General features: G+C 48.7%; 22 protein-coding genes. 20 read left to right on the top strand and 2 right to left on the bottom strand.

The features are described from left to right. The first annotated feature begins 29 nt into the window (after positions 1-29). The 18 genes from QJ036_RS07060 (at position 30) to QJ036_RS06975 (ending at position 16,783) form a co-directional block, all read left to right on the top strand. Positions 30-902 (top strand): nitroreductase family protein, encoded by an 873-nt coding sequence (locus QJ036_RS07060; protein ID WP_283230692.1) that lies wholly within the window; start codon positions 30-32, stop codon positions 900-902. Positions 903-1,221: 319 nt separating this feature from the next. Continuing rightward, entirely contained in the window at positions 1,222-1,605 is a 384-nt protein-coding gene (locus tag QJ036_RS07055) for a BlaI/MecI/CopY family transcriptional regulator (RefSeq protein ID WP_283230691.1), read from the top strand. Continuing rightward, positions 1,586-2,965, top strand: coding sequence for a M56 family metallopeptidase (locus QJ036_RS07050; RefSeq protein WP_283230690.1), 1,380 nt, complete (start codon positions 1,586-1,588; stop codon positions 2,963-2,965). The genes QJ036_RS07055 and QJ036_RS07050 overlap by 20 nt, the downstream gene beginning before the upstream one ends. A 162-nt stretch (positions 2,966-3,127) precedes the next feature. Beyond that, positions 3,128-3,475, top strand: coding sequence for a hypothetical protein (locus QJ036_RS07045; RefSeq protein ID WP_283230689.1), 348 nt, complete (start codon positions 3,128-3,130; stop codon positions 3,473-3,475). A gap of 202 nt (positions 3,476-3,677) precedes the next feature. Then, a complete protein-coding gene (locus QJ036_RS07040; RefSeq protein WP_283230688.1) occupies positions 3,678-4,664 on the top strand; it encodes a hypothetical protein in 987 nt (328 codons plus the stop codon). 75 nt (positions 4,665-4,739) lie between these two features. After that, positions 4,740-5,609: an ATP-binding cassette domain-containing protein gene (locus QJ036_RS07035; protein WP_283230687.1), complete on the top strand. Its 870-nt coding sequence runs from the start codon at positions 4,740-4,742 to the stop codon at positions 5,607-5,609. 77 nt (positions 5,610-5,686) lie between these two features. Beyond that, positions 5,687-8,056 (top strand): ABC-2 transporter permease, encoded by a 2,370-nt coding sequence (locus QJ036_RS07030; RefSeq protein WP_331487506.1) that lies wholly within the window; start codon positions 5,687-5,689, stop codon positions 8,054-8,056. Positions 8,057-8,096: 40 nt separating this feature from the next. Further along, positions 8,097-8,930 (top strand): Mrp/NBP35 family ATP-binding protein, encoded by an 834-nt coding sequence (locus QJ036_RS07025; protein WP_283230685.1) that lies wholly within the window; start codon positions 8,097-8,099, stop codon positions 8,928-8,930. A 1-nt stretch (position 8,931) separates the two neighbouring features. Continuing rightward, the gene (gene yfcE / locus QJ036_RS07020; RefSeq protein ID WP_283230684.1) at positions 8,932-9,486 is read left to right on the top strand and encodes a phosphodiesterase; all 555 of its coding nucleotides are present in this window, start codon (positions 8,932-8,934) and stop codon (positions 9,484-9,486) included. After that, positions 9,486-9,899 carry a C-GCAxxG-C-C family protein gene (locus tag QJ036_RS07015; RefSeq protein ID WP_283230683.1) on the top strand — a complete coding sequence of 138 codons (414 nt, stop codon included), beginning with the start codon at positions 9,486-9,488 and terminating at the stop codon, positions 9,897-9,899. Before yfcE ends, QJ036_RS07015 begins: the two co-directional genes overlap by 1 nt. Positions 9,900-9,908: 9 nt before the next feature. Beyond that, the gene (locus QJ036_RS07010) at positions 9,909-11,351 is read left to right on the top strand and encodes an aminotransferase class I/II-fold pyridoxal phosphate-dependent enzyme (protein ID WP_283230682.1); all 1,443 of its coding nucleotides are present in this window, start codon (positions 9,909-9,911) and stop codon (positions 11,349-11,351) included. A gap of 29 nt (positions 11,352-11,380) precedes the next feature. Further along, on the top strand, positions 11,381-11,995 hold the full coding sequence (locus QJ036_RS07005; RefSeq protein ID WP_283230681.1) for a nucleoside/nucleotide kinase family protein: 615 nt from the start codon (positions 11,381-11,383) through the stop codon (positions 11,993-11,995). 26 nt (positions 11,996-12,021) lie between these two features. Continuing rightward, positions 12,022-13,017 carry a DNA polymerase III subunit delta' gene (gene holB / locus QJ036_RS07000; protein WP_283230680.1) on the top strand — a complete coding sequence of 332 codons (996 nt, stop codon included), beginning with the start codon at positions 12,022-12,024 and terminating at the stop codon, positions 13,015-13,017. Then, positions 13,014-13,934 carry a PSP1 domain-containing protein gene (locus QJ036_RS06995; protein WP_283230679.1) on the top strand — a complete coding sequence of 307 codons (921 nt, stop codon included), beginning with the start codon at positions 13,014-13,016 and terminating at the stop codon, positions 13,932-13,934. Before holB ends, QJ036_RS06995 begins: the two co-directional genes overlap by 4 nt. Continuing rightward, complete coding sequence (locus QJ036_RS06990) at positions 13,921-14,661, top strand: tRNA1(Val) (adenine(37)-N6)-methyltransferase (protein ID WP_283230678.1); 741 nt, start codon at positions 13,921-13,923, stop codon at positions 14,659-14,661. Before QJ036_RS06995 ends, QJ036_RS06990 begins: the two co-directional genes overlap by 14 nt. 48 nt (positions 14,662-14,709) lie before the next feature. Further along, positions 14,710-15,546, top strand: coding sequence for a 16S rRNA (cytidine(1402)-2'-O)-methyltransferase (gene rsmI / locus QJ036_RS06985; RefSeq protein ID WP_283230677.1), 837 nt, complete (start codon positions 14,710-14,712; stop codon positions 15,544-15,546). 352 nt (positions 15,547-15,898) lie between these two features. After that, complete coding sequence (locus QJ036_RS06980; protein ID WP_283230676.1) at positions 15,899-16,285, top strand: 4Fe-4S dicluster domain-containing protein; 387 nt, start codon at positions 15,899-15,901, stop codon at positions 16,283-16,285. 276 nt (positions 16,286-16,561) lie between these two features. Further along, positions 16,562-16,783: a hypothetical protein gene (locus QJ036_RS06975; protein ID WP_283230675.1), complete on the top strand. Its 222-nt coding sequence runs from the start codon at positions 16,562-16,564 to the stop codon at positions 16,781-16,783. A 31-nt stretch (positions 16,784-16,814) separates the two neighbouring features. Here QJ036_RS06975 and QJ036_RS06970 read toward each other — a convergent pair whose 3' ends face one another. Beyond that, complete coding sequence (locus tag QJ036_RS06970; RefSeq protein WP_283230674.1) at positions 16,815-17,585, bottom strand: IclR family transcriptional regulator; 771 nt, start codon at positions 17,583-17,585, stop codon at positions 16,815-16,817. A gap of 14 nt (positions 17,586-17,599) precedes the next feature. After that, the gene (locus QJ036_RS06965; RefSeq protein WP_283230673.1) at positions 17,600-18,403 is read right to left on the bottom strand and encodes a Cof-type HAD-IIB family hydrolase; all 804 of its coding nucleotides are present in this window, start codon (positions 18,401-18,403) and stop codon (positions 17,600-17,602) included. Between the two features lie 174 nt (positions 18,404-18,577). On the opposite strand from QJ036_RS06965, the gene aroE reads away from it, so the two are divergent. Then, on the top strand, positions 18,578-19,432 hold the full coding sequence (gene aroE, locus QJ036_RS06960) for a shikimate dehydrogenase (protein WP_283230672.1): 855 nt from the start codon (positions 18,578-18,580) through the stop codon (positions 19,430-19,432). Between the two features lie 120 nt (positions 19,433-19,552). Then, positions 19,553-21,424, top strand: coding sequence for a hypothetical protein (locus QJ036_RS06955; protein ID WP_283230671.1), 1,872 nt, complete (start codon positions 19,553-19,555; stop codon positions 21,422-21,424). Positions 21,425-21,610: the final 186 nt, after the last annotated feature.

The following is a 21,610-nucleotide window of genomic DNA, read 5'->3' as shown; positions in this document are numbered from 1 at the left end:
GCGGGCAGTCTGCATAAAGGAGAAGGAAAATGGATATCGGAAAAATGATGCCGAAGGAAATGTCGCCGGAGGAGATTAAGCGCCTGTTTGATTGGAGCGAAGAAGAGCTGGAGGCTATGGATGAGGTAGAATTCAGAGCAAGATTTCGGGAGCGCTGCCATCATACGATGGAAATCCAGGTATATGAAAATGCATTCAGAGGGAAGCCCCTTTCTGAAAAACAGGTTGCCACTGCCGAAAAGTATCTGAGCGTATGGGACAAGAGGGGATTGTCCCACGACTGCCACGAATATCGTTATGTACAGAAGCTTCTGGAGTTTGCCAGACAGCTCATTGCCGGGGAGGTTCCGGATCTTTCCTCCTATGAGCCCAAGTGGCTTACTCCGGAGGAAGCGGAAGTTTTTGAGCGGACTCTTTACGAGCGCCGTTCTGTCCGCCACTGGGACACCTCGAAGAGAATCCCGGATGAATTGATCGACAAGCTTCTTCGTGCCGGACTCTGGGCGGCTCACGCCTGCAATCTTCAGTCCATCCGTTACCTGGTGGTACGGGAGGAATCAGAGCCGGGTCTGTTCCGCGGAAGCGATATTCCCGGCGGACCGGTTCACATTGTTCTTCTGCAGGACACAAGAAATTACCGGGCCAATCCTTTGATGCCGGAGTACAACCAGCTGCTGGACTGCGGCGCTGCAGGACAGAATATTGTCCTGGCAGCCCATGCCTACGGCCTCGGCGGCGTATGGCTCACCTTTAACCAGAAGATGCGGGAGCGGCTGATCAAGAGATTTGAGATTCCGGAGCACATCAATCTGGTTACTTATGTGGATGTGGGCTATCCGGCCCAGTCTCCCTGCCCGCCTCTTCGGCCGGAGCCGGAAGATGTGATATTTGCCAGGATTTAATGGCAGGATTGTATAGGAATAGGAAATAGAAGGGATGCTGCAAAAGCAGATTTATGTGATCTGCCGGGCAGCATCCCTCTTTTCTCCCGGAAGTCTTCGATTTTACCCGATTCCTGCAAAGGATTTTCAGGCCGGAGGATAAGACCGGAGGAAAAGAGATCAGGTGCCCCTTGAAGAACTCTGGTGGGTATATAATAATATATACAATTTCTAAAAAAATAGAGAAAATTCAATATAATACTTGCTGTAATGAGAATAATATGGTAGTATATAATTGAAAATTAAATTTAATCTTGAAACGCGTTTTGAGGAGAGAACAATGAAAATTGAAGAGTTACCAATTACGGAATTGACAATCATGAAGATTATCTGGGATGCGGATCGTCCTATGCAGCTGGCTGATATTTATGCACAAACAAAGGATGTATACAACAAAAAGTGGCAGTATCAGACGGTATCGACGTATATTCGTTCTTTAGTGCGCCGTGGCTTTCTTCATATGAAACAGGCAGGAAGAGCGTATGATTATACACCTGCAATCAGTGAAGAAGCATATCTGGAATCAATTATGGGATATATGGCGGATTTTTGGGGGAAGAAGTCGCTTCGCTGTCTGGCTTCCAATTTGCGTGAAAATGAGCAGTTAACGGATAAAGAGATAAGAGAGATAGAGGAAATTCTGGATGAGTCTGAGCAGCAGTGAATGGTTCTTCTGCATCTTACTGACTTCCATAACCGGAAGTGTCGCCTATGGCTTGTGGAAGGTACTGGAGCTATTATTAGAACGGTATAAAAAATATAACTGGCTGGTCTTTTCGGCAAAGTTAGTTGTAATCTTCTGGTTGATACCTATTGTTTTTTTACGCTTTAAATGTGCATCTTATAATGGACAGGGAGGCGTGAATGATATTTTTGGGATTTCTCCCTTCACATATAGAGTGTTAAAAACAGTGTTTTTTATCTGGCTGTTAGGTTTTTTATGCCAGTGTACCTGGCATTTCAAAAATAAACAGTATTTGAAGTATATAAAAAAGCATAATATCCTGCCGGAACAGGAACTGGTTGATGTAAAAAATATGCTGCAGGAACAATATGGTATAAAACGCAGAGTAGAAATATATAAAAATATCATTTGTACGATACCCCAGGTCAGCGGAATAAGAAAACCAGTCATTCTTCTTCCTGAAAACATAGATATTTCAAAAAATACAGAGATTATAATCGGGCATGAATTAATGCATGTCAAACACCGGGATCAGATCTGGTTGTATTTTCTTGTCTGGTTAAAACGAATTCATTGGTTTAATCCGATCGTGTATCTGCTTACAAACGATATTTTGGAGTGGAATGAGATTTATTGTGACAGAGATTTGTGCAAAAAAGAAAACGCCCCTTTTTCTTATCAACAATACTTTAAGGTCATCGCTAATTTTTCAGGGAAGGAAAAGAGGAACAGGATGGGACTGACAATGTCGGCGTTATTTGAAAATATGAATAGTGTAAAAAGGAGGGTGCTGAAGTTGAAAGGATATCAGTATATGAAAGAGTTAAAAAAAAGTACGGTACTTTTATTATCGGTTCTCTTTGTAGGAACAGTTACAGTTACTTCTTATGCTGCCAGTGACGGAGTATTGCAGGGGTATGATTTTCTCAAAGAGCAGACAGAAGTAGTGATTGAGGAAGAATTAGAGGAACCAGAGGTATTGATTGAGGAAATCATTCCAGCCGGAACGGAAAGTAAGATTACAGAAATTGAAATGCCACTCATTGTGACCAGAGGAACCAGCAGTTATACGTGGGAAATTCCAGTGAATACGTTGAAAAAAACAATAGAATTTACACCTTGTATAGGCGATGAAATACTTGTAATGGCAAGTATTGAACCGAGTGATTGTTTAACCAGAGTGGGGCTCATGGAACCGGATGGTGTGAGAAGAGCTGTATCTTCTACGGGAAAGATAGACCATACTTTTACAATTAGAAAATCGGGAGGTCATAGGGTATATATTGAGAATCAGTCAAATAAAACGATCTCGGTATCATTTGTTTTGAAAAAACCGTAAGAATTAAAGGGGCGTGTCCCCTTTAATTAAAAATTTATTCAATAATAAATTAAATTAAATAAACTCATAGACTCTGTACTCGGTTTAATAGATATTAAATAATATTTAATATAATAGAATTTTGGCCAAAATTCAAAAAACAATTTCAAGAAGGATAATCGTATGAAGAAAAAGAAACTGTTTGGTATGTTATTAGCTGTAATGACTATGATGGTATTTAGTTTGACTTCGTTTGCAGCGTCAGGTTCAACTGCTTATGTTGAAGGACAACTTGTAAGATGGGGTACCAACGGAACCAAAGCAACAACATGGGGAATCAATGGTAATACTCGTACATACGTTTCTTTGACAGAAGAGTATATGTCTAGTGCTGGAAATACTTATGTATCTAGTCCCGTTGTAAAAACAGGAGGAAGTAAAGCAGAGGTAACATATACTCCAAACGGTACTTTTATGTCAGCGTGGAGTTATCATGGTATAGCGGGTAAAGATCTCACTTTGTATCTTTGATTTTTGAAGATAAAAAAAGGAGGGGAAGTTATTCCTCCCTTCTTTTTTAAAGAGAAGAGAAGCGGATAAGGGGGAGTCTATGCAAAAAAAGCTAATAGTTATGTTATTGTGCGTTTGCTTTCTTTTTTGCGGATGTGGATCGGTACAAGAAAAAGTAAAGGGAAAAGCAGCATATTCTCATGACGAATTTGGATATGTGCAGATGGAAGACGGATTTTTATATAAGAAATATAAACCGCGTGAGTATACGATCTTGGAGTATTATGAGTATGAAAGTGGCGCGTACCTGCCCTTATGCAGCCGGGTGAATTGTACTCACGATACAGAAACGTGTACAGCGGTACGATTGGGAAATAATGCAGAGACCATCGGCCGATTGGGAGACAAGTGGTATTATCTGCTTTGGGAGGGTTGGTCTTACGGCTTCTACAGTGCCGATCTGGATGGGCAGAATGAGCAGAAAATAGGGAGTATCGATCATACTACCGGGCGGGTTCATATATTTTTTGATAATTCCTGTGTCTATACGGCTGAAGAGCCTGTCTTTGATGAGGAGACGGAACAGTGGTCCTTTGATCATTGGTTTGCAGGTCTTTATCAATATCATTTTGATACGGAAGAGGAAGAACTTCTTCAGCCAGTAGTGGAGGATGGATCATATGAGGTACTTGGAAAATATGAAAATCAGCTCCTCTATTATTATACAGAGTCAAAGGATGAACCGTTTATTTTGCGGGCATTGAACTTGGAAACGGGAGACGTGACGGAACCGTTGGGAAAAACGGAGGTACACATAGGAGATCGGCTTAGTGAAAATTATTTCATATACAGAATTTTAAAAGGAAATTCCTTTCAGATTATGGAATTAAATCTGGAGACAGGAGAGCAGAAGGAAATCATGGCGGGCAAAAATATGTCACAGTCGTTTTTCTGGAGCCAAAATTTGAAGTTGATAACGCTTTTTGATCAGGATGGAAACTATGAAATGTATCAATATCTGGATACTGAGGAAGTCAAACAGATCAGGAAAGGAACGTATGATCCGTATTATACAGTTATAGAAGCATTAGACGACAGGGTAATTTTGAATGTCTACATGAATAAAGAAATGGCAGAGAACGTGTTGGCTGAAATATCCAGGGAAGATTTCCTGTCGGGGAAAGATAACTGGACGCTATTGGAATATTAAAAGAAGAAGCAGAAGCCCTTGGAATTTCTCAGGTGGTTGAAGGCTTAGCGAAACAGTTGGAAAAAGGGGAGGGCCATGAAGTTAGAGATTAGAGAATTGAAAAAATCCTACGGGAAGAAACAGGCGTTAAAGGGGATCAATGCCGTATTGACAGAAGGGGTATATGGTTTTCTCGGACCTAACGGCGCAGGAAAAAGTACTTTTATGAACATATTAACTGGGAATCTAAAGGCCAGTGACGGCCAGATTTTTTACGATGGAGAGAACGTCGCTGCTATGGGAAGCCGATTTCGGGAAATATTGGGATATATGCCCCAGCAACAGTCTTTATATCCCAATTTTACGGCGGAAGGATTTCTGTCTTACATGGCTGCTTTGAGAGGTATGAAGAAGGGACGAGCCGGAGAACGGATTCCAGAGGTACTCAGGCAGGTTGGGTTGTGGGATGTTGCGGGGGATAAGATCGGTTCTTTTTCCGGCGGTATGAAGCAGAGACTTTTGATTGCCCAGGCAGTGTTGGATGAGCCGAAAATTCTGGTGTTGGACGAACCGACGGCAGGGCTGGATCCGAAACAACGGATTGCAATCCGAAATCTGATTTCGGAAACAGCAGTGGGAAAAATCGTTTTGATTGCGACTCATGTGGTAACAGATGTGGAGTCCGTGGCAAACAGAATCCTGCTGATTCGGGAGGGCGAGCTTTTGACAGATTCCACCAGAGAGGAGTTGACTGCGAGGTTAGCCGGAAAAGTCTGGGAATTGAAAGTGCCGGAGGAGCGTCTTTCCGATATTACAGCCAGTGGGGACTGTTTGGTTGGGAATATCTCCAGGGAGGGGGATCTGCTTTTTGTGCGAGTGATCGCAGAACAGGCACCGGAGGGATATACCTGCGCGCCTATGCGCCCAGGGTTGGAGGATGTATATCTCTCATATTTTAATGAATAGAGGGTGATGGGGGTTTGGCAGGGCTTTTCAAATACGAGTGGAAAAAATTATTTTCTAAAAAGATAATGATATTCCTGTTGATTTTTTTATTTTTGTTTAATGGGCTGATGGTGTACAGGGAAAGTAGGCAGAATATTGGTTATGGCTATCAGAGGGAGGATGTTGGAAAGGTCTATGATGATTTAGAAAATATGACCGCTTTGGAGGCTGAGATTTGGCTGAAGGAGCGCATCCGCTTTCTGGATGCGGTGGATGTATGGCGTGAGTGGACTGATGGGCAGTCGGTATGGACAGAGGAGGAGCGTCAGGCTTTTCGGGAATATAACAGGGAAATTATGGAAGAATATTCAGATTTAAATATCAATGAGGGATATCTTCTGTATCTGAATAATCTACAGAACGAAAAAAGACTGTTGCGCACAGTTTTAGAGCAGGTGTCGGAGGTGGCTCATTACAGAGAATATTTGGATGGGATCGAGAATGAAGCAAAGATTATGACGTCGTCATCACTCTTTGGAGAACCGGGGACATTCATATATCGAAATATTGTCAGGACGCCGCAGGCTTATGAACATTTAAAAGGACAGATCCTTCCCGCAGAGGATTCGGAAGGGATACTTTTGGCAACGGAATCCAGGGTCACAGATCTCCTTCTTCTGTGTCTGTTCCTTCTGTTAGGTCTTTCTATGTTATTGAGAGAACGGGAAGAAGGGACAATTTTATTGATAAAGCCAACAAAGAAAGGTTATTGGGATACCATATCGGCAAAGTTTATTCTGTTTCTTATCTTGACGACGGTTGGGACGGTTTTATTTTATCTGTCTAATCTGATTATCGGCGGCCGGACGTTAGGGTTGGGCTCATTGGAGAGGCCGATTCAGAGCATGAAGGGGTTTCTGACTTCTCCTTACGAGATGACTGTTGGTGGGTACCTGGTGGGATTCTTTGGTGCTAAGGTGTCGGCAGCGCTTGTTTGGGGAGCATTGATCTTTTGCTTTTGTACAGTATTTAAAAATGCAGTGAATGCATGTCTTGTCATTGGAGCCTTGTTTTTGGCAGAGATTGTTCTTTATCAGTCCATCAGCCTTCATTCTTATTTAAGCCCGTTCAAGATTATGAATTTGGTCTGTCTGGCGAATACGGACTGGTTTTTTTGCGACTATCTGAATATGAACTTTTTGGGATGGCCGGTGAATATCGTTCCATTGTGCATTTTATTGGGGCTTTTGGTGTTTGGCGTTTTTTCCTGGGGTGCAATTCACCGATATATGACGGAAGTGTCGGTTCAAAGCGAAAAGAGCCGTCTTCTGGAATTTTTAAGAAAGAAAGGAAACAGACGAGCACAGAAACGACGGCAGATTCGGACGGGACTTTTCGGAAAGGAATTTTTTAAGCTCTTTATCATGGAACGGGCATGGATTCTTCTGGTGATTTTTGCATTTTTGCAGTGGAGCAGTTATCGAAATTTTACGGCATACCGGGAACCGGACGACCAGTCTTATTATGGATATATTATAAAGACAGAGGGAGTTTCTTTATCAGAGGCGGGACAGATTCTTGAGAGCGAGAATGAACGATTTACTCAAAAGGAAGAGGAACTTCGTCAGGCTTCCGAAGATTACGAGGCAGGAACACTATCCCGTTCAAAGTATGAGGCGATTCGTCTGTCCTACGAGGCTTTGAATCAGACGAGGACAGGTCTTGAAAGGGCGATGGCTCAGTATGAATATGTGCGGAATGAGAACAGGGAAGGGCGGAGCGCAGAATTATTCTATGATACAGGATGGAAGGCGCTTTTGGAACAGAATGGACGACAGGCGGATGTGAAAAATGCAGGATTGTTGTCTTTCTTTCTGATTCTTGGGCTGGCGGCAGTCTTTTCTATCGAAAAGAGAACTCAGATGGAACTGCTTTTGCATACTTGTGTGAGAGGAGGAGAAAGTGTCTGTATCCGAAAATATTTGTCGTGTTTCTTTTATGGAACGATTGCCTTTTTCCTTGCCTATGTTCCACAGTATCTGGCTGTTTTTGGGACATATGGGTTTCATGGACTAATGGCTCCTTTAAGAAGTCTTGAGCTTCTTAAAGATGTGCCTTTCAATGTGCCACTTTGGGTATATCTATGCTTGGTAGGGCTGTCTCGATATTTGGGAATGTTAGTGGCTGTCGGACTTATCCTGTGGCTGTCCAGACAGTGCGGCGATCTGATTCATATTCTTTTGATTGCAATGCTATTATTGGAATTGCCGGTTTTTCTCTGTCTTATGGGATTAACGGGAGAGATGTCAGTTTCTTTGCTGCCGATGATGACAGGGGCAGATATGTACCGTTTCACTGTTTGGAGGATTCTTTATTGGTGTGCGGCAATTGGAATAGGGGTTTGGTTTTATTTTCGTACGTATAAGGAGGAGGTGCCCCTTGAAATACCTCCGGGAGGTCTGCTATAATAGAGCAAATGAAAGAATGATACAGAAAGAAGGAAATAAAATGGCAGAAGAAAAGAAATGTTCCAGCACCTCATGCGGAAAATCCTCCTGTGAGGGCTGCGATAAGGCAAAGACAGATTTTTCCGTGAAGCCTCATGCAATGAGTCATATAAAGAAGGTGATCGGCGTAGTCAGCGGCAAGGGCGGCGTGGGCAAATCCATGGTGACCTCCCTTCTGGCGGTGACCATGAGCAAAAAGGGGTATAAATGCGGCATCCTTGATGCCGATATTACTGGCCCTTCCATTCCCAAGGCGTTCGGCGTGAAGGACAAGATCATGTCCAATGGCGAGGCTATGCTTCCGGTATACAGCGAAGGCGGCGTTCCGATCATCTCCATTAACCTGCTCCTTCAGAATGAGACGGATCCGGTGGTCTGGAGAGGCCCGGTGATTGCCAATACGGTGAAGCAGTTCTGGTCGGATGTGATCTGGGGAGATCTGGATTATCTGTTTATCGATATGCCTCCGGGAACCGGAGATGTGCCCCTTACTGTATTTCAGTCTTTGCCGGTGGATGCCATTGTGGTGGTGACCTCACCCCAGGAGCTGGTCTCCATGATCGTGGCAAAGGCAGTAAAAATGGCAGAGCTTATGAAGATTCCCGTTGCCGGTCTGGTGGAAAATATGTCTTATTTCCATTGTCCGGACAACGGAAAGGATTATCAGATCTTCGGCGAAAGCCATATTGATGAGGTGGCCGGAAGATACGGACTTCCCGTACTGGCAAGGATCCCCATTGACCCGGCGCTGGCAGCGGCCTGCGATGAGGGCCGCATTGAGGAATTTGCAGGCTCCTGTATGGACGACGCCGTTATGATGTTGGAGGATCGGTAAAATGAAGCTGATGATCGCGTCCGATATTCACGGCTCTGCATATTATTGTGAAAAAATGCTGGCTTGTTACCGGGAGGAGAAGGCAGAAAAGCTTCTGCTCCTGGGCGACCTGCTCTACCATGGTCCGAGGAATGAACTTCCCCGGGATTATGATCCCAAGGCAGTCATTGCCATGCTCAACGAAAACCGCGAGGAGCTGCTCTGCGTCCGGGGAAACTGTGATGCAGAGGTGGATCAGATGGTGTTAAAGTTCCCGATCCTTGCGGATTACATGATCTTATATCTGGACGGCCGGATGATTTTTGCAACACACGGCCATATCCATAATGAAAGCAATCTGCCTCCCCTCAAAAAGGGCGATATCATTCTCCACGGCCACACCCACGTGCAGGCCATGGACAACTGCGGCGGCCATATTTATCTGAATCCCGGCTCCGTTTCCATTCCGAAAAACGGCAATGAAAACAGCTATATGATCTACGAGGACGGTGTATTCACTATTAAGAATCTGGAAGGGGAAGAAATCCGCAGATTTTCTTTGAGGGAGGACGCATAATGAATACAAAAGTGATGGAAACAAAGGAACGCCACGACAGAGGCTTCAACTGCTGTCAGGCGGTGGCCTGTACTTATAGTGAGCAGTTCGGTATGGATGAGGCGACGGCCTTTAAGGCATGTGAGGCCTTCGGTGCCGGAATGGGAGGCATGGAGGGAACCTGCGGAGCCGTTTCCGGAGCCGTATTTCTGGCAGGGCTGAAAAACAGCTGCGGAAATCTGGAGAAGCCGGTCAGCAAGGCGCAGACCTATCAGCTTTCCAGGGAGATCACGGAACGGTTCAAGAAGAAAAACGGCAGCCTGGTCTGCTCGGAATTAAAGGGTGTGGAAACAAAAAAACCGCTCCGCTCCTGCGAGGGTTGTATTCTCGATGCAGCCCGGCTGGTGGAAGAAATTCTTCTTGAGAAAGAATAGTCGGACAGCATGGCGAATTTATATGAGAGGCTTAAGGCATATGGGAACGGAGAGGATATTCCGTTCCATATGCCGGGCCATAAACGAAAAGGGGAGCGGTTTTCTTTTGAAAATCCTTATTCCTTTGATATTACGGAAATAGACGGCTTTGACAATCTTCATCATCCGGAAGGGATCCTGAAGGAGTCCATGGAGCAGGCGGCAGCAGTTTACGGATCGGAAAAAAGCTATTTTCTGGTAAACGGCAGCAGTTGCGGGCTTCTGGCGGCCATATCGGCCTGTGTGCCGGCAGGCGGAAAGATCCTTGTGGCCAGAAACTGCCACAAGTCAGTGTACCATGGCCTGATTTTGCGCGGTCTTGTGCCGGTCTATCTCTGTCCGGACGGCGTTCCTCAGTGGGGAATGAGCGGTCCGGTGTCTCCTGAGCTTGTGGAGGAGCTTCTTCTTAAAAATCCGGATAGCAAAGCGGTGCTTCTGACCTCTCCCACCTACGAGGGGATCTGTTCGGATGTGGAAGCAGTCTGCCGGATCGTCCACAGGTACGGGATTCCGGTGATCATTGATGCGGCCCACGGGGCGCATTTTCAGTTTGGGCGCGGATCATTTCCGGCGTCTGCGCTCTCGATGGGGGCGGATCTTGTTATTGAAAGCCTTCACAAAACACTGCCGTCCCTGACTCAGACGGCGGTTCTTCATAAAAAATCAGAGTTTGTGGATGAGAAGCGCCTGGAATGGTATCTGCAGGTGTATCAAAGCTCCAGTCCCTCTTATGTTTTTCTGGCGTCCATAGATTCCTGCATTTCCTATATGGCGGGAGAAGAGGGCCAGCGGGCCATGGCGGTTTATGAGGAAGCGCTTGGCGGCTTGAGGAATAAGATCAAAGGCCTGTCTCATATCCGGCTTTTTTCGGACAGGGAGGCAGGAGCTTTTTGTCTGGATCCGTCCAAGCTGGTGATCCGTGCCGATGGGCTTGCGGGACCGGAGCTCTATGGCAGGCTGCGGACCCAGTACCGCATTCAGCCGGAAATGTGCACGGAGACGTATGTGATCCTGATGACGTCGGTGGCCGATGAGGAGGAAGCTTTTCAAAGCCTTTTTGGGGCACTGGCGGACCTGGACCGTTTTTGCGAAGAACTGCGGCGTTCCGGGGAGGACCGTGCTCTTTTTGCAGTTTCACTGCCGGAGCCTCAGGTGGTCCTGACACCGGCAGCGGCCATGGAAAGCAGCCTGTGTTCCCTGGACATTGCAGAATGTGAGGGAAGAATCTCCGGAGAATTTGCTTATATTTATCCCCCGGGGATCCCGGTTCTGGCGCCGGGAGAGCGGATCACCGGGGAGGTACTTTCGGTGCTTTCTGCATACCGGAACCACGGACTTTCCATTCTCGGACCGGAAAGCCCCGATGGAGACCGGCTTTTGACGGTGGAAGAGGAGCATTTGTCAGACAACTGACAGAGGAACATAAAGAAGGAGGTGCCTCCTTGGGCAGGATCTTTTACATTATGGGAAAGAGTGCGTCCGGCAAGGACAGCATTTTTCGTATGCTGGCAGCCGATCAGGAGCTGGCGCTTAAAACAGTTACCATGTATACCACAAGGCCCATGCGCAGCGGTGAGGAGGAAGGCCGGGAATATTTTTTCCGGGATGCCGGGTTCCTTGCGGGGAAGAAGGCGGAGGGCCGGGTCATTGAGTGCAGGACCTACGATACGGTTTTTGGACCCTGGAGTTATTTTACCCTGGATGACGGACAGATCGATCTCGCCTCTCACAGTTATCTGATGATCGGGACCCTGGAGTCCTACGAGACGGTGAAGGAATATTTTGAGGCGCGCGGGCAGAGGATCATGGTGCCTCTTTATATTGAGGTGGAGGACGGAGAACGTCTTCTTCGGGCAGTGAGACGGGAGCAGCTTCAGGCTGAACCCCATTATGCGGAGCTTTGCCGCAGATTCCTTGCGGACAGCGAGGATTTCCGGGAGGAGAATCTTAAACGGCTGGGAATTGACCGGGTGTTTGAAAATGTGGAAATTGCATCCTGTGTGGAAGAGATAAAGGCTGTTATTCTTGAAAAGCAGAAGGAAAGTATGTTATACTGAGGAAGAACACAAAGGGGGCGTACAGGATGTTGAGATTTGAGGATATTTTAGGCCACGAGCAGATAAAAGAATATTTTAAGAATGCATTGGAGCGTCGTCAGGTGTCCCATGCGTATATACTGACCGGCGAGGCCGGCATGGGAAGAAAGACCCTGGCAAATGCCTTTGCCATGGCTCTTCAGTGTGAGAGCGGCACGGCGGAGCCCTGCGGCGTGTGCCATTCCTGCCGCCAGTTTCTGAGCGGAAATCATCCCGATGTGGTCTATGTGCGCCATGAGAAGCCCGGCAGCATCGGCGTGGACGATGTGCGGGAGCAGATCATCAACGATGTGACCATTAAGCCTTACAGCAGCCCCTACAAGATCTATATCGTGGATCAGGCGGAGCTTTTGACGGCACAGGCACAGAATGCTCTGTTAAAAACCATTGAGGAGCCGCCGGAATACGCGGTGTTATTTTTCCTGACCACAAATGCGGAGGGATTTCTGCCGACGGTTCTTTCCAGATGTACGATCCTCAAGCTGAAGCCTCTCTATGACCATGTCATCAAGGGGTATCTGAAGGACCATGAGAAGGTGTCCGACCATCAGGCGGATGTCTGTACCGCTTTTGCAAGGGGAAACCTGGGGCGGGCCATTGCCCTTTCCGGCTCAGAGGAATTTGTGCAGATGCAGGAGATCGTTCTTCATCTTCTGAAGCATGTGATGGATATGCCGGTCTATGAAATGGCGGCAGCCCTCAAGGAGATGAAGGAAGCCAATCTGAATATTAACGACTGCCTGGATTTTATGCAGCTCTGGTTCCGGGATATTCTGATGTTCAAGGCTACGAAGGATACTTCGCTGTTCATTTTTAAGGATGAATATAAATATATCAGGAAGATTGCAGACCACAGCTCCTTTGACGGGATCGAGAAGATCCTGAAGGCCATCGACAAGGTCAAGGTGCGGCTGGATGCCAATGTGAATTTTGAACTGGCCATGGAGCTCATGCTTCTGGTAATGAAGGAGAATATTGTATGACGAAGGTAATAGGCGTGCGGTTCCGCACGGCAGGTAAAATATATTTTTTTGCTCCCAGCGATCTGAAGATCAAAAAGGGACAGAACGTCATTGTGGAGACCGCCAGAGGCGTGGAATACGGCTATGTGGTAATGGGAGAAAAAGAGGTGGAGGACGACAAGGTCGTTCAGCCCTTAAAGCCGGTGCTCCGAATCGCAACGAAAGAGGACGATGCCATAGAGGAAAAGAACAGGAAAAAAGAGCGGGAAGCCTTTAAGATCTGCCAGAAGAAGATCGAAAAGCACAATCTCGAGATGAAGCTCATCGACGCGGAATACACCTTTGACAACAATAAGGTGCTGTTTTATTTCACGGCTGACGGGCGTATCGATTTCCGCGAGCTGGTGAAGGATCTGGCCTCGGTGTTCAAGACAAGGATCGAGCTGCGTCAGATCGGTGTCCGGGATGAGACAAAGATTCTGGGCGGAGTGGGGATCTGCGGAAGAGCCCTCTGCTGCCATTCGTATCTGTCGGAGTTTATCCCCGTGTCCATCAAGATGGCCAAGGAACAGAATCTTTCCCTGAACCCGACCAAGATCTCCGGCACCTGCGGCAGGCTCATGTGCTGTCTGAAGAATGAAGAGGAGACCTACCGTTATCTCAACAGCAAGCTTCCCAACGTGGGGGATCATGTGACCACCGATGACGGCCTGAAGGGCGAGGTTGCCAGCGTCAATGTGCTTCGCCAGATGGTGAAGGTCATTGTATTCCTGGACAACGACGAGAAGGATATCCGGGAGTATAAAGCGGAGCAGCTCCGTTTCCGCCCCCGCAAAAAGAAGGATAAGGAAAAGCTGGACAAGAAGGAGGAGCAGGAGCTTAAGAAGCTGGAGGCTCTGGAGAAAAAGGAAGGAAAGTCAAAGCTTGGCGCAAATTGAGATTTTAGAACACGAACGCATCGATGATCTGGAGCGGAACGGTTACCGGATCATTCAAAATGAGAAAAAATTCTGCTTCGGCATGGACGCGGTGCTTCTGTCCGGCTTTGCAAGGGCCGGAAAGGGAGAGAGGGTGCTGGATCTTGGGACCGGCACCGGCATCATTCCCATTCTCATGGAAGCCAAAACGGAGGGGGAGCATTTTACCGGACTGGAGATCCAGGAGGATATGGCGGACATGGCCGGGCGCAGTGTGGCGCTCAATGGTCTGGAAGACAAAATTACCATTGTGGCGGGAGATTTAAAGGAGGCCTCGAAGATTTTCGGAAAGGCTTCTTTTGATGTGGTTACCTGCAATCCGCCTTATATGAATCAGAATCACGGACTCAAAAATCCGGAGGAGCCCAAGGCCATTGCCCGCCATGAGCTTCTGTGTACCTTTGACGACGTGGCCAGGGAGGCGGCGGCGCTTCTGGTGCCCGGAGGACGGTTTTATCTGGTCCACCGACCCCACCGTCTGACGGAGCTTTTTGAGACCATGCGAAAGTATAAGCTGGAGCCCAAACGGATGAAATTTGTCCATCCTTTCGTCCATGAGGAGGCGAACATGGTGCTTGTGGAGGCTTTTCGGGGCGGGCGTCCCCAGATGCGGGTGGAGGCTCCTGTCATCGTCTACGAGCATCCGGGCGTTTATACAAAGGAAATTTATGAGATATACGGGTATTGAGCGGTACGATTTTAAGTGGGAAATCTGAGAAAGGAAGGTCATGGGACCATGGCAGGTCAGCTTTACATTTGTGCGACGCCCATCGGGAATCTGGAGGATATTACGCTGCGGGTGCTGCGCACCTTAAAAGAGGTGGATCTGATCGCAGCGGAGGATACGAGAAACACCATTAAGCTGTTGAATCATTTTGATATCAGGACGCCTATGACCAGCTATCACGAATACAACAAGGTGGATAAGGCCAGGTATCTGGTGGAGCAGATGGAGGCGGGAGTATCCGTGGCACTGGTGACCGACGCGGGGACTCCGGCGATCTCAGATCCCGGGGAGGAGCTGGTGCGCCAGTGTTATGAGGCGGGGATCCCTCTGACCTCCCTTCCGGGGCCGGCGGCCTGTGTGACGGCTCTGACGATTTCCGGGCTTCCCACCAGGAGATTCTGCTTTGAGGCATTCCTCCCGGCAGATAAAAAGGAACGGAGGGAGATCCTGGAGGAGCTTAAAAATGAGACGCGGACTATAATCGTCTACGAAGCGCCCCATCACCTGTTAAAGACCCTGGAGGAGTTATACGGGGCTCTGGGAAACCGCAGGATCTCCATCTGTAAGGAGCTGACGAAGACTTATGAGCAGGTGTTTCAGATGACTCTTTCTGAGGCTGTGAGCCGGTTCCAGGCAGAGGTGCCCCGGGGAGAGCAGGTGCTTGTCATTGAGGGAAAAAGCAGGCAGGAGCTTAAGGAGGAGGGCTTTAAGGCCTGGGAGGCCATGACCCTTTCCGAGCATATGAACCATTATCTGAGGCAGGGTATTGACAAAAAAGAGGCCATGCGGATGGTTGCCAAGGACAGAGGGATTTCAAAGCGGGATGTGTATCAGGGGCTGCTGTGAGAAGCCTGCCGTCGGATGCAGTGGATTTTGGAGTGGCGATGAGAATAAATTAGTAAAAGGCATGGATCCGCAGGATAGACTGCGGAATACCGCCGCAAGGCGGAAAAGTGAGATTGCGGCGGTAGCGACTCACATTATTTTGGATGGACTGCTATAGAGTGTTGGTGGAACAGAGAGAGTTTTAAGGATAGAGGCAGAAGAGAAAATATTCCTTGTTATCTTTTAAACAATATGGTATAGTGTATTTACAACTATGCCCGGGGCGGTTCTCGATCTATGTCCTGCGGGCAGGTACGGAAGTGTAATGAAAAAAGAATATGAAACAAATGAAAATGTGATAGGAGGAAATTTCATGAAAAAGCTGACAGTGAAAAAGGGCGCAGAGTGCATGGCTTGTCTTGGCTGTGTAATTGCATGTTCTGAGGCATTCTACAAGGAGTTTGATCCGGACAAATCCTGCATCAGGATCGGTGAGAAGAATGGCGTTGTAAAGCCTGCTACCTGCATCCAGTGCGGGAAGTGCGCGAGAACCTGTGAGCACGGAGCCATCAAGCAGAACGCAAAGGGTACATATGTGATCGATAAGAAGGCCTGCGTAGGCTGCGGCAAATGTGTGGAGGCATGTCCTATGCACGTGATGGTAATGCCTGCCGGTGCTTCCAACCCTACCAAGTGCATCGCCTGCGGTATCTGTGCAAAGGCATGTCCTGCAGATGTTCTTGAGGTTGTAGAGAGCTAAGAAAATAAAAACAGAGAAGCTGCTGTCTGAAAAAACCGATGCCCTGTCTGCTGTTCTGCGCGAAGCACAGTTCAGCAAACGGGGCATTGTTATTTATAATACATGGCTACAATTTCTGTTTTTCTGCTTATCAGAACAATATCCTGTTGACATTGCAAAGTGAAAACAGGATATTATAAATGACCATTCTACTATTGCCAGAGAAGGGGGAATCTTCCATATAACGAATGGATCATTTATGCAAAACTTACCGATAAAGCAGGGAATGTAACATATTTGAGTTCAGACGGTATTGTGCTTGACAAATTCAGCATTACTTTGCCTGAGGGCGCAACCGATGCCCTTTACGGTTATGAGTTTGAACAAATGGGCGCCTCGGACCTTACACTGATCACCGAAAACGGCGAACTGTACGGTGTTGTATCTGCGGAGAACCATGATTTGAGTGAAACCAGCTTCAAGGTATGGGTGAGCGCAAAGACAGCCGACGGGAGATAACAGCCCCTGATTGGTTGTATTTTTCAATCGGCTACAGAGTCAGCTTTCTGTGGATCTCTGTGGACGCCTCCAAAAGGCATCGCCGGATATATTCAAAATTTTCGGGGGTTCGGTAATCTTCAATGTAACCGGTGACACCGATGGCGCCGCAGCACTGGCCGTCGCTGTCAAATACGGGTACCGCCATACAGCCGATGCCGATGGTAAACTCTTCATTGTCAAAGCCGTAGCCGCGTTTTCTGGAGAGCTCCAGCTCTGCCTTCAGTTCCTCCATGCTGTCAATGGTGTGGACGGTACGCTTTCGGAGGGTCACACCGGAAAGATATTGTTCTCTGATGTCCTTTGGCAGGTTGGCCAAAAGGATCTTTGCCCCGGCACTTGTATTGATCTCCAGGGGCGTGTAAAGCTGGGCCAGGACATTCAGCTCGGCGGCAGACAGTGCCTGTTCGATATAGAGGAACTGACCGTTCTGGAAAACGGCATACTGGGCTGTCTGATTTGTCCTGGTGGTCAATTCCTGCATGATCGGTTTGATGATGCTTTTTTTATCCACCCGGTTCCGGTAATCGGTCACCAGCTGAAAGGGCTTATGGCCGATGGTATAACGGAGAGGGCTGCCTTCCAGGACAGTCACATATTCCCTGCTGGCCAGATTTTTCATGATCCGGAACAGGGAGGCGGTCGGGATGTTCAGTTCCCTGGAAAGATCGCTCAGGGATTTGGGCTCAGAGTCGGAAAAAAGGGCTTCTATTATATTGAGAGCCCGCATGACAGCGGGAACGATTACGATTTCTTCGTTCAAAATGCGATCTCCTTTCAGGAAAACAGACGGTTTAAAGCCTGAAGCAGGCCTTCGTGGTCATTGTCGGCGGTGATCTCCCGGGCGGAGGCTTTTACCTCAGCGGGTGCATTTCCCATGGCTACGCTGTGACCGGTGGCCCGCAGCATGTCCATATCGTTGTAGTTATCCCCAAAGGAGACTGTATCCTGTGGAGAAATCCCCAGTTTTTCACAGAGACTGTGGATAGCTCCGGATTTGGAGGCTCGGCCGTCCATGATCTCCAGAAGATGAGGCGCGGATTTGTAAACGGCACACTGGGGAAACTGTTTTTTCAGCCGGACGGCAGTGTCATCCAGAAGGCTGCAGGGACCAAAGCCGAGAAGCTTATGGATCGGCGCGTCGGGAGCTAAAAGCTCGAAGACAGAGCCGCCTGCGGCGGGTACACCGGTGATTTCCGCTTCCTGCCGGACCAGGGGGTGGCATTTGTCGGCTGCGATCCAGGTGTCGTAGGAATAGGTGCAGAAGCAGCACTCAGGGCTTTCCGGCGGCAGAGCTTTCTGCAGAGCAGGCAGAAGGGACTGGGAAAGCCCCAGGTCAAGGACTGGCTGCCGGTTTTCATCGAGAACGAGGGCGCCCCCGTAGCTGATCATGGGTGCCCGGATCCCAAGCTCGTCCTGAATGGGATAAATGGCCGCAGGGATCCTGGCGGAAACCAGGATAAACGGAATGCCGGAGTGGTGAAGCTGCCGGATTTTCTCTTTTGTATCTGCAGTGATCCGGTGATCGCTGGTCAGAAGCGTACCGTCTATATCACAGAAAACAGCCTGATAGGAATGCATAACAACCTCCAAGTTTCGGAATATGATAAAAGAAAAATAAGCGGTGTGAAAAAGCTTGTATCACTGCAAACCATAACATATTTTTGAGTGGTTTTCAATGGGATATTCTCACTGGATATCTCAGGTCCGCCATGCTATAATGAATCAAATGGACATGAAGAGGAGGAATGCGCAATGAGTAAAAATTATCGTGCAGAACTGGTTGGAGCCTTTGGAAATCCCATTGATGAGAATCCTACGGGAGTCATGGAGGAGGCTGCTTTTGCAGCAAAAGGCCTGAATTTCCGGTATCTGACCGTCAAGGTGGAAAAGGATGATCTGGAGGCGGCGATGAACGGGGTAAAGGCCTTCAACATGAAAGGAATCAATCTGACGATCCCCCATAAAGTCAATGTCTTAAAATACCTGGATGAGCTTTCGGAGGCGGCCTCCATTATCGGTGCAGTCAATATGGTTGTCAATAAGGACGGAAAGCTTTGGGGCGAAAACACTGACGGTAAGGGTTTCCTGATTTCTCTGAAGAATGAAGGCGTGTCTGTGGAAGGAAAACAGGTGGTGATCCTGGGAGCAGGCGGTGCGGCAAGAGCCATCGGCGTGGAATGTGCACTGGCCGGCGCAAAGAAGATCATCATTGTCAACCGGAACCGGGAGAGAGGAGAGGAGCTTGCCGGACTGATCTCTGATAAAACGGCAGCAGCCTGCGAGTATGTGGAATGGAATTCCTCTTATCAGGTGGCGGACGGAACGGATATTTTCATCAATGCCACCTGCATTGGGCTTTATCCCGATGTAAACAGCAAGCCGGATGTGGATTATGATACGGTGAAGCCGGGAATGGCAGTCAGCGATGTGGTGTTCAATGATCCCAATACGCTGTTTTTGCAGGAGGCGGCTAAGAGAGGCGCCCATACCATCAACGGACTGGGAATGCTGGTGAACCAGGGCGCCCTCAACTTTACCCTCTGGACAGGAGTGGAGGCGCCGGTGGACGTGATGGTGGACACGCTGAAGAAGGAGTTTGGCCTGTAAGCACAGCCGCTGATACACAGATCGATAATAATTTATTCAGAAATTTTTAAGTTTACAACCTATTGAAAATGCCTTAAAATCGAACTGTAGAAGCAGAGATTTTAAGGAAAGGCCCGCAATATGGAATTAACCTTTGGTGAACAGATAAAAATTATACTGAAAAGAAAAAATATGACCATCCGGCAGCTGGCGGAGATGATCGAGGTACAGACCGGAAAGCCTATGTCCAGGCAGAACCTTACCCAGAAGCTGAACCGGGACAATTTTCAGGAGCAGGATATGAAGGAGATCGCGCAGGCTCTGGGATGCTTTGTGCAGATTTCCGTCATTGATCCCATGGAAGCGACGGTTGCATCCCTCCAGGCGCTGATGCCCCAGGGAATGGAAGGAGAGGAGACAGCATCCAAGGCTGCGGCAGCGCAGACGGTACCCGGACTGTCCTCCGGGCAGGCATCGAGGCTGACAGCATCCGGAAAAACTGCCGCCGGCAGGGCCGGATCCGGAAGCCGCGGGGCAGGACGCCTTCTATCAGAGCGGCCTGCATCGACGAGAGCTAACGCAAGAACAGCCGCTGCAGATGTGCCTGCTGCCGATGGGCCGGTTCCTGCAAATGCGGCGGCGTTTGTAAAGGGACCTGTCAGTGGAGCTGCTTTTCTGGCGGATGAGAATGACGTGGATTCTGATGTGCTGAGGGAGATTGAACTGGCGCTGATGGAATCCATCCAGAACGAGATGTACGGCGGTGCCGGCAGAGCTTCAGAGACAGCACCGGCAGAGGCAGTACCTGCGGAAGAAGTGCCGTCGGAAGAAGCACCGGCACAGAAGGCAGCCCCGAAGGAAGCGCCTTCGGGGAAAGCACCTGTGGAGGAGCCTGTCCGCGTGAATGCGAAATGGCAGGAGGAGGCCCTGGCGCGCTGGAGTCAGGAGCAGGATGAGCTGGAACGAAGAGAGGACGCCGAGCGGCTGTTGGAGCCGGCTGCTGTCGAGGACGAAATTTCGGAGCCGGAGTCCGTGGAGCCGGAGTTTGTGGAGCCGGAGCCTGTGGAATCGGAGGAATACGAAGCTGTGGATTCCCTTTCCTGGGCACGGCAGAAGCCTTCCGTATGGCCGATGCTGACCGTGCCGGGTGAGGAAGCGGATCCCGGGCGGAGAGGAGGTTCCGGGACAGAACGGAAGACCGGCTCGGAAGAAGCTGCAAAACCTGTGGTTTCGGAGGATGCCGATCTGGAAACTGTTGATCCGGAAACGGCCAATCCGGAACGCCTTGATCTGGAAACGATCGAAGAGGAGGATGCTTTGTATACTCCGGAGGAACCGGATGATCTGGAATTTTTTGATCTGGACGAACTGGAGGGCGGCGATATTTCCGGCGTTTCCAGGCCTTATACTCTGAGCCGGGAGACACAGCCGGAAAGCCGGGGGGGCGAAGCAGAGCAGGAGTCCGGGGAAATTTCTGCGGAAGAGCTTCCTTTTGGAGAGTCCTTTGCATCGGCTCCCTATGTGATCCCGCGGGCGCCGGAACAGGAAGAAAAGAAAGAAGAGGGCTTCTTTGTGGATATTCCTCTGGACGAGCTTCCGCAGCGTCCGATGGATGATGCGGAAGATACGGTACAGGAATACGATGTGCCGAAGGAGCCTGATATGGAAGAGAAGATTGCTTCCTGGGATGCTGCCGTGAAGAGGCGGCTGGGACGGCCGATCCTTATGTCACCGGAGGAACGCAGAGTAAAAAGAGCCGCAAAGGAAGCGGCAGCCAGGGCCGGTGCGGAGGAAGAGAAAAAGAAGCCGGTACCGGACATTGATCCCCGTACCGGAAAGGAATACGAGACCAATACGGTGAAGCACCACCCCACAAAACCGGATATGCTGCTGGTTTATGATCAGGAGGAGCATATGTGGGTGGAACAGGCAGAGCGTGCCTTTACCAATTTCCAGATCCGAAAGCGGGCGATGCTTGGCAAGGATTATGAACCGCCGGTTTATCTGGACTGATAAAAGAACAGGAAGAATTTCTGAGAAAACCGCTGTGAGCATGTTTGCTTACAGCGGTTTTTGGGTAAATGCTGCTGGTTTTGAGAGCTGACGCGGAAGAAGCTTCGCAGGCACGCACCAAAACCCAAGGCAAAAATCCACGGAAGCCGTGGCGGTATGGAACAGACTGTGATATACTTACGGGGA

Origin of the sequence: Fusibacillus kribbianus, from assembly GCF_030053595.1 — a bacterium.
Lineage (GTDB): Bacteria > Bacillota > Clostridia > Lachnospirales > Lachnospiraceae > Lientehia > Lientehia kribbiana.
The sequence above is the reverse complement of the archived record's forward strand: the minus strand, read 5'-3'. Positions and strand labels throughout refer to the sequence as shown.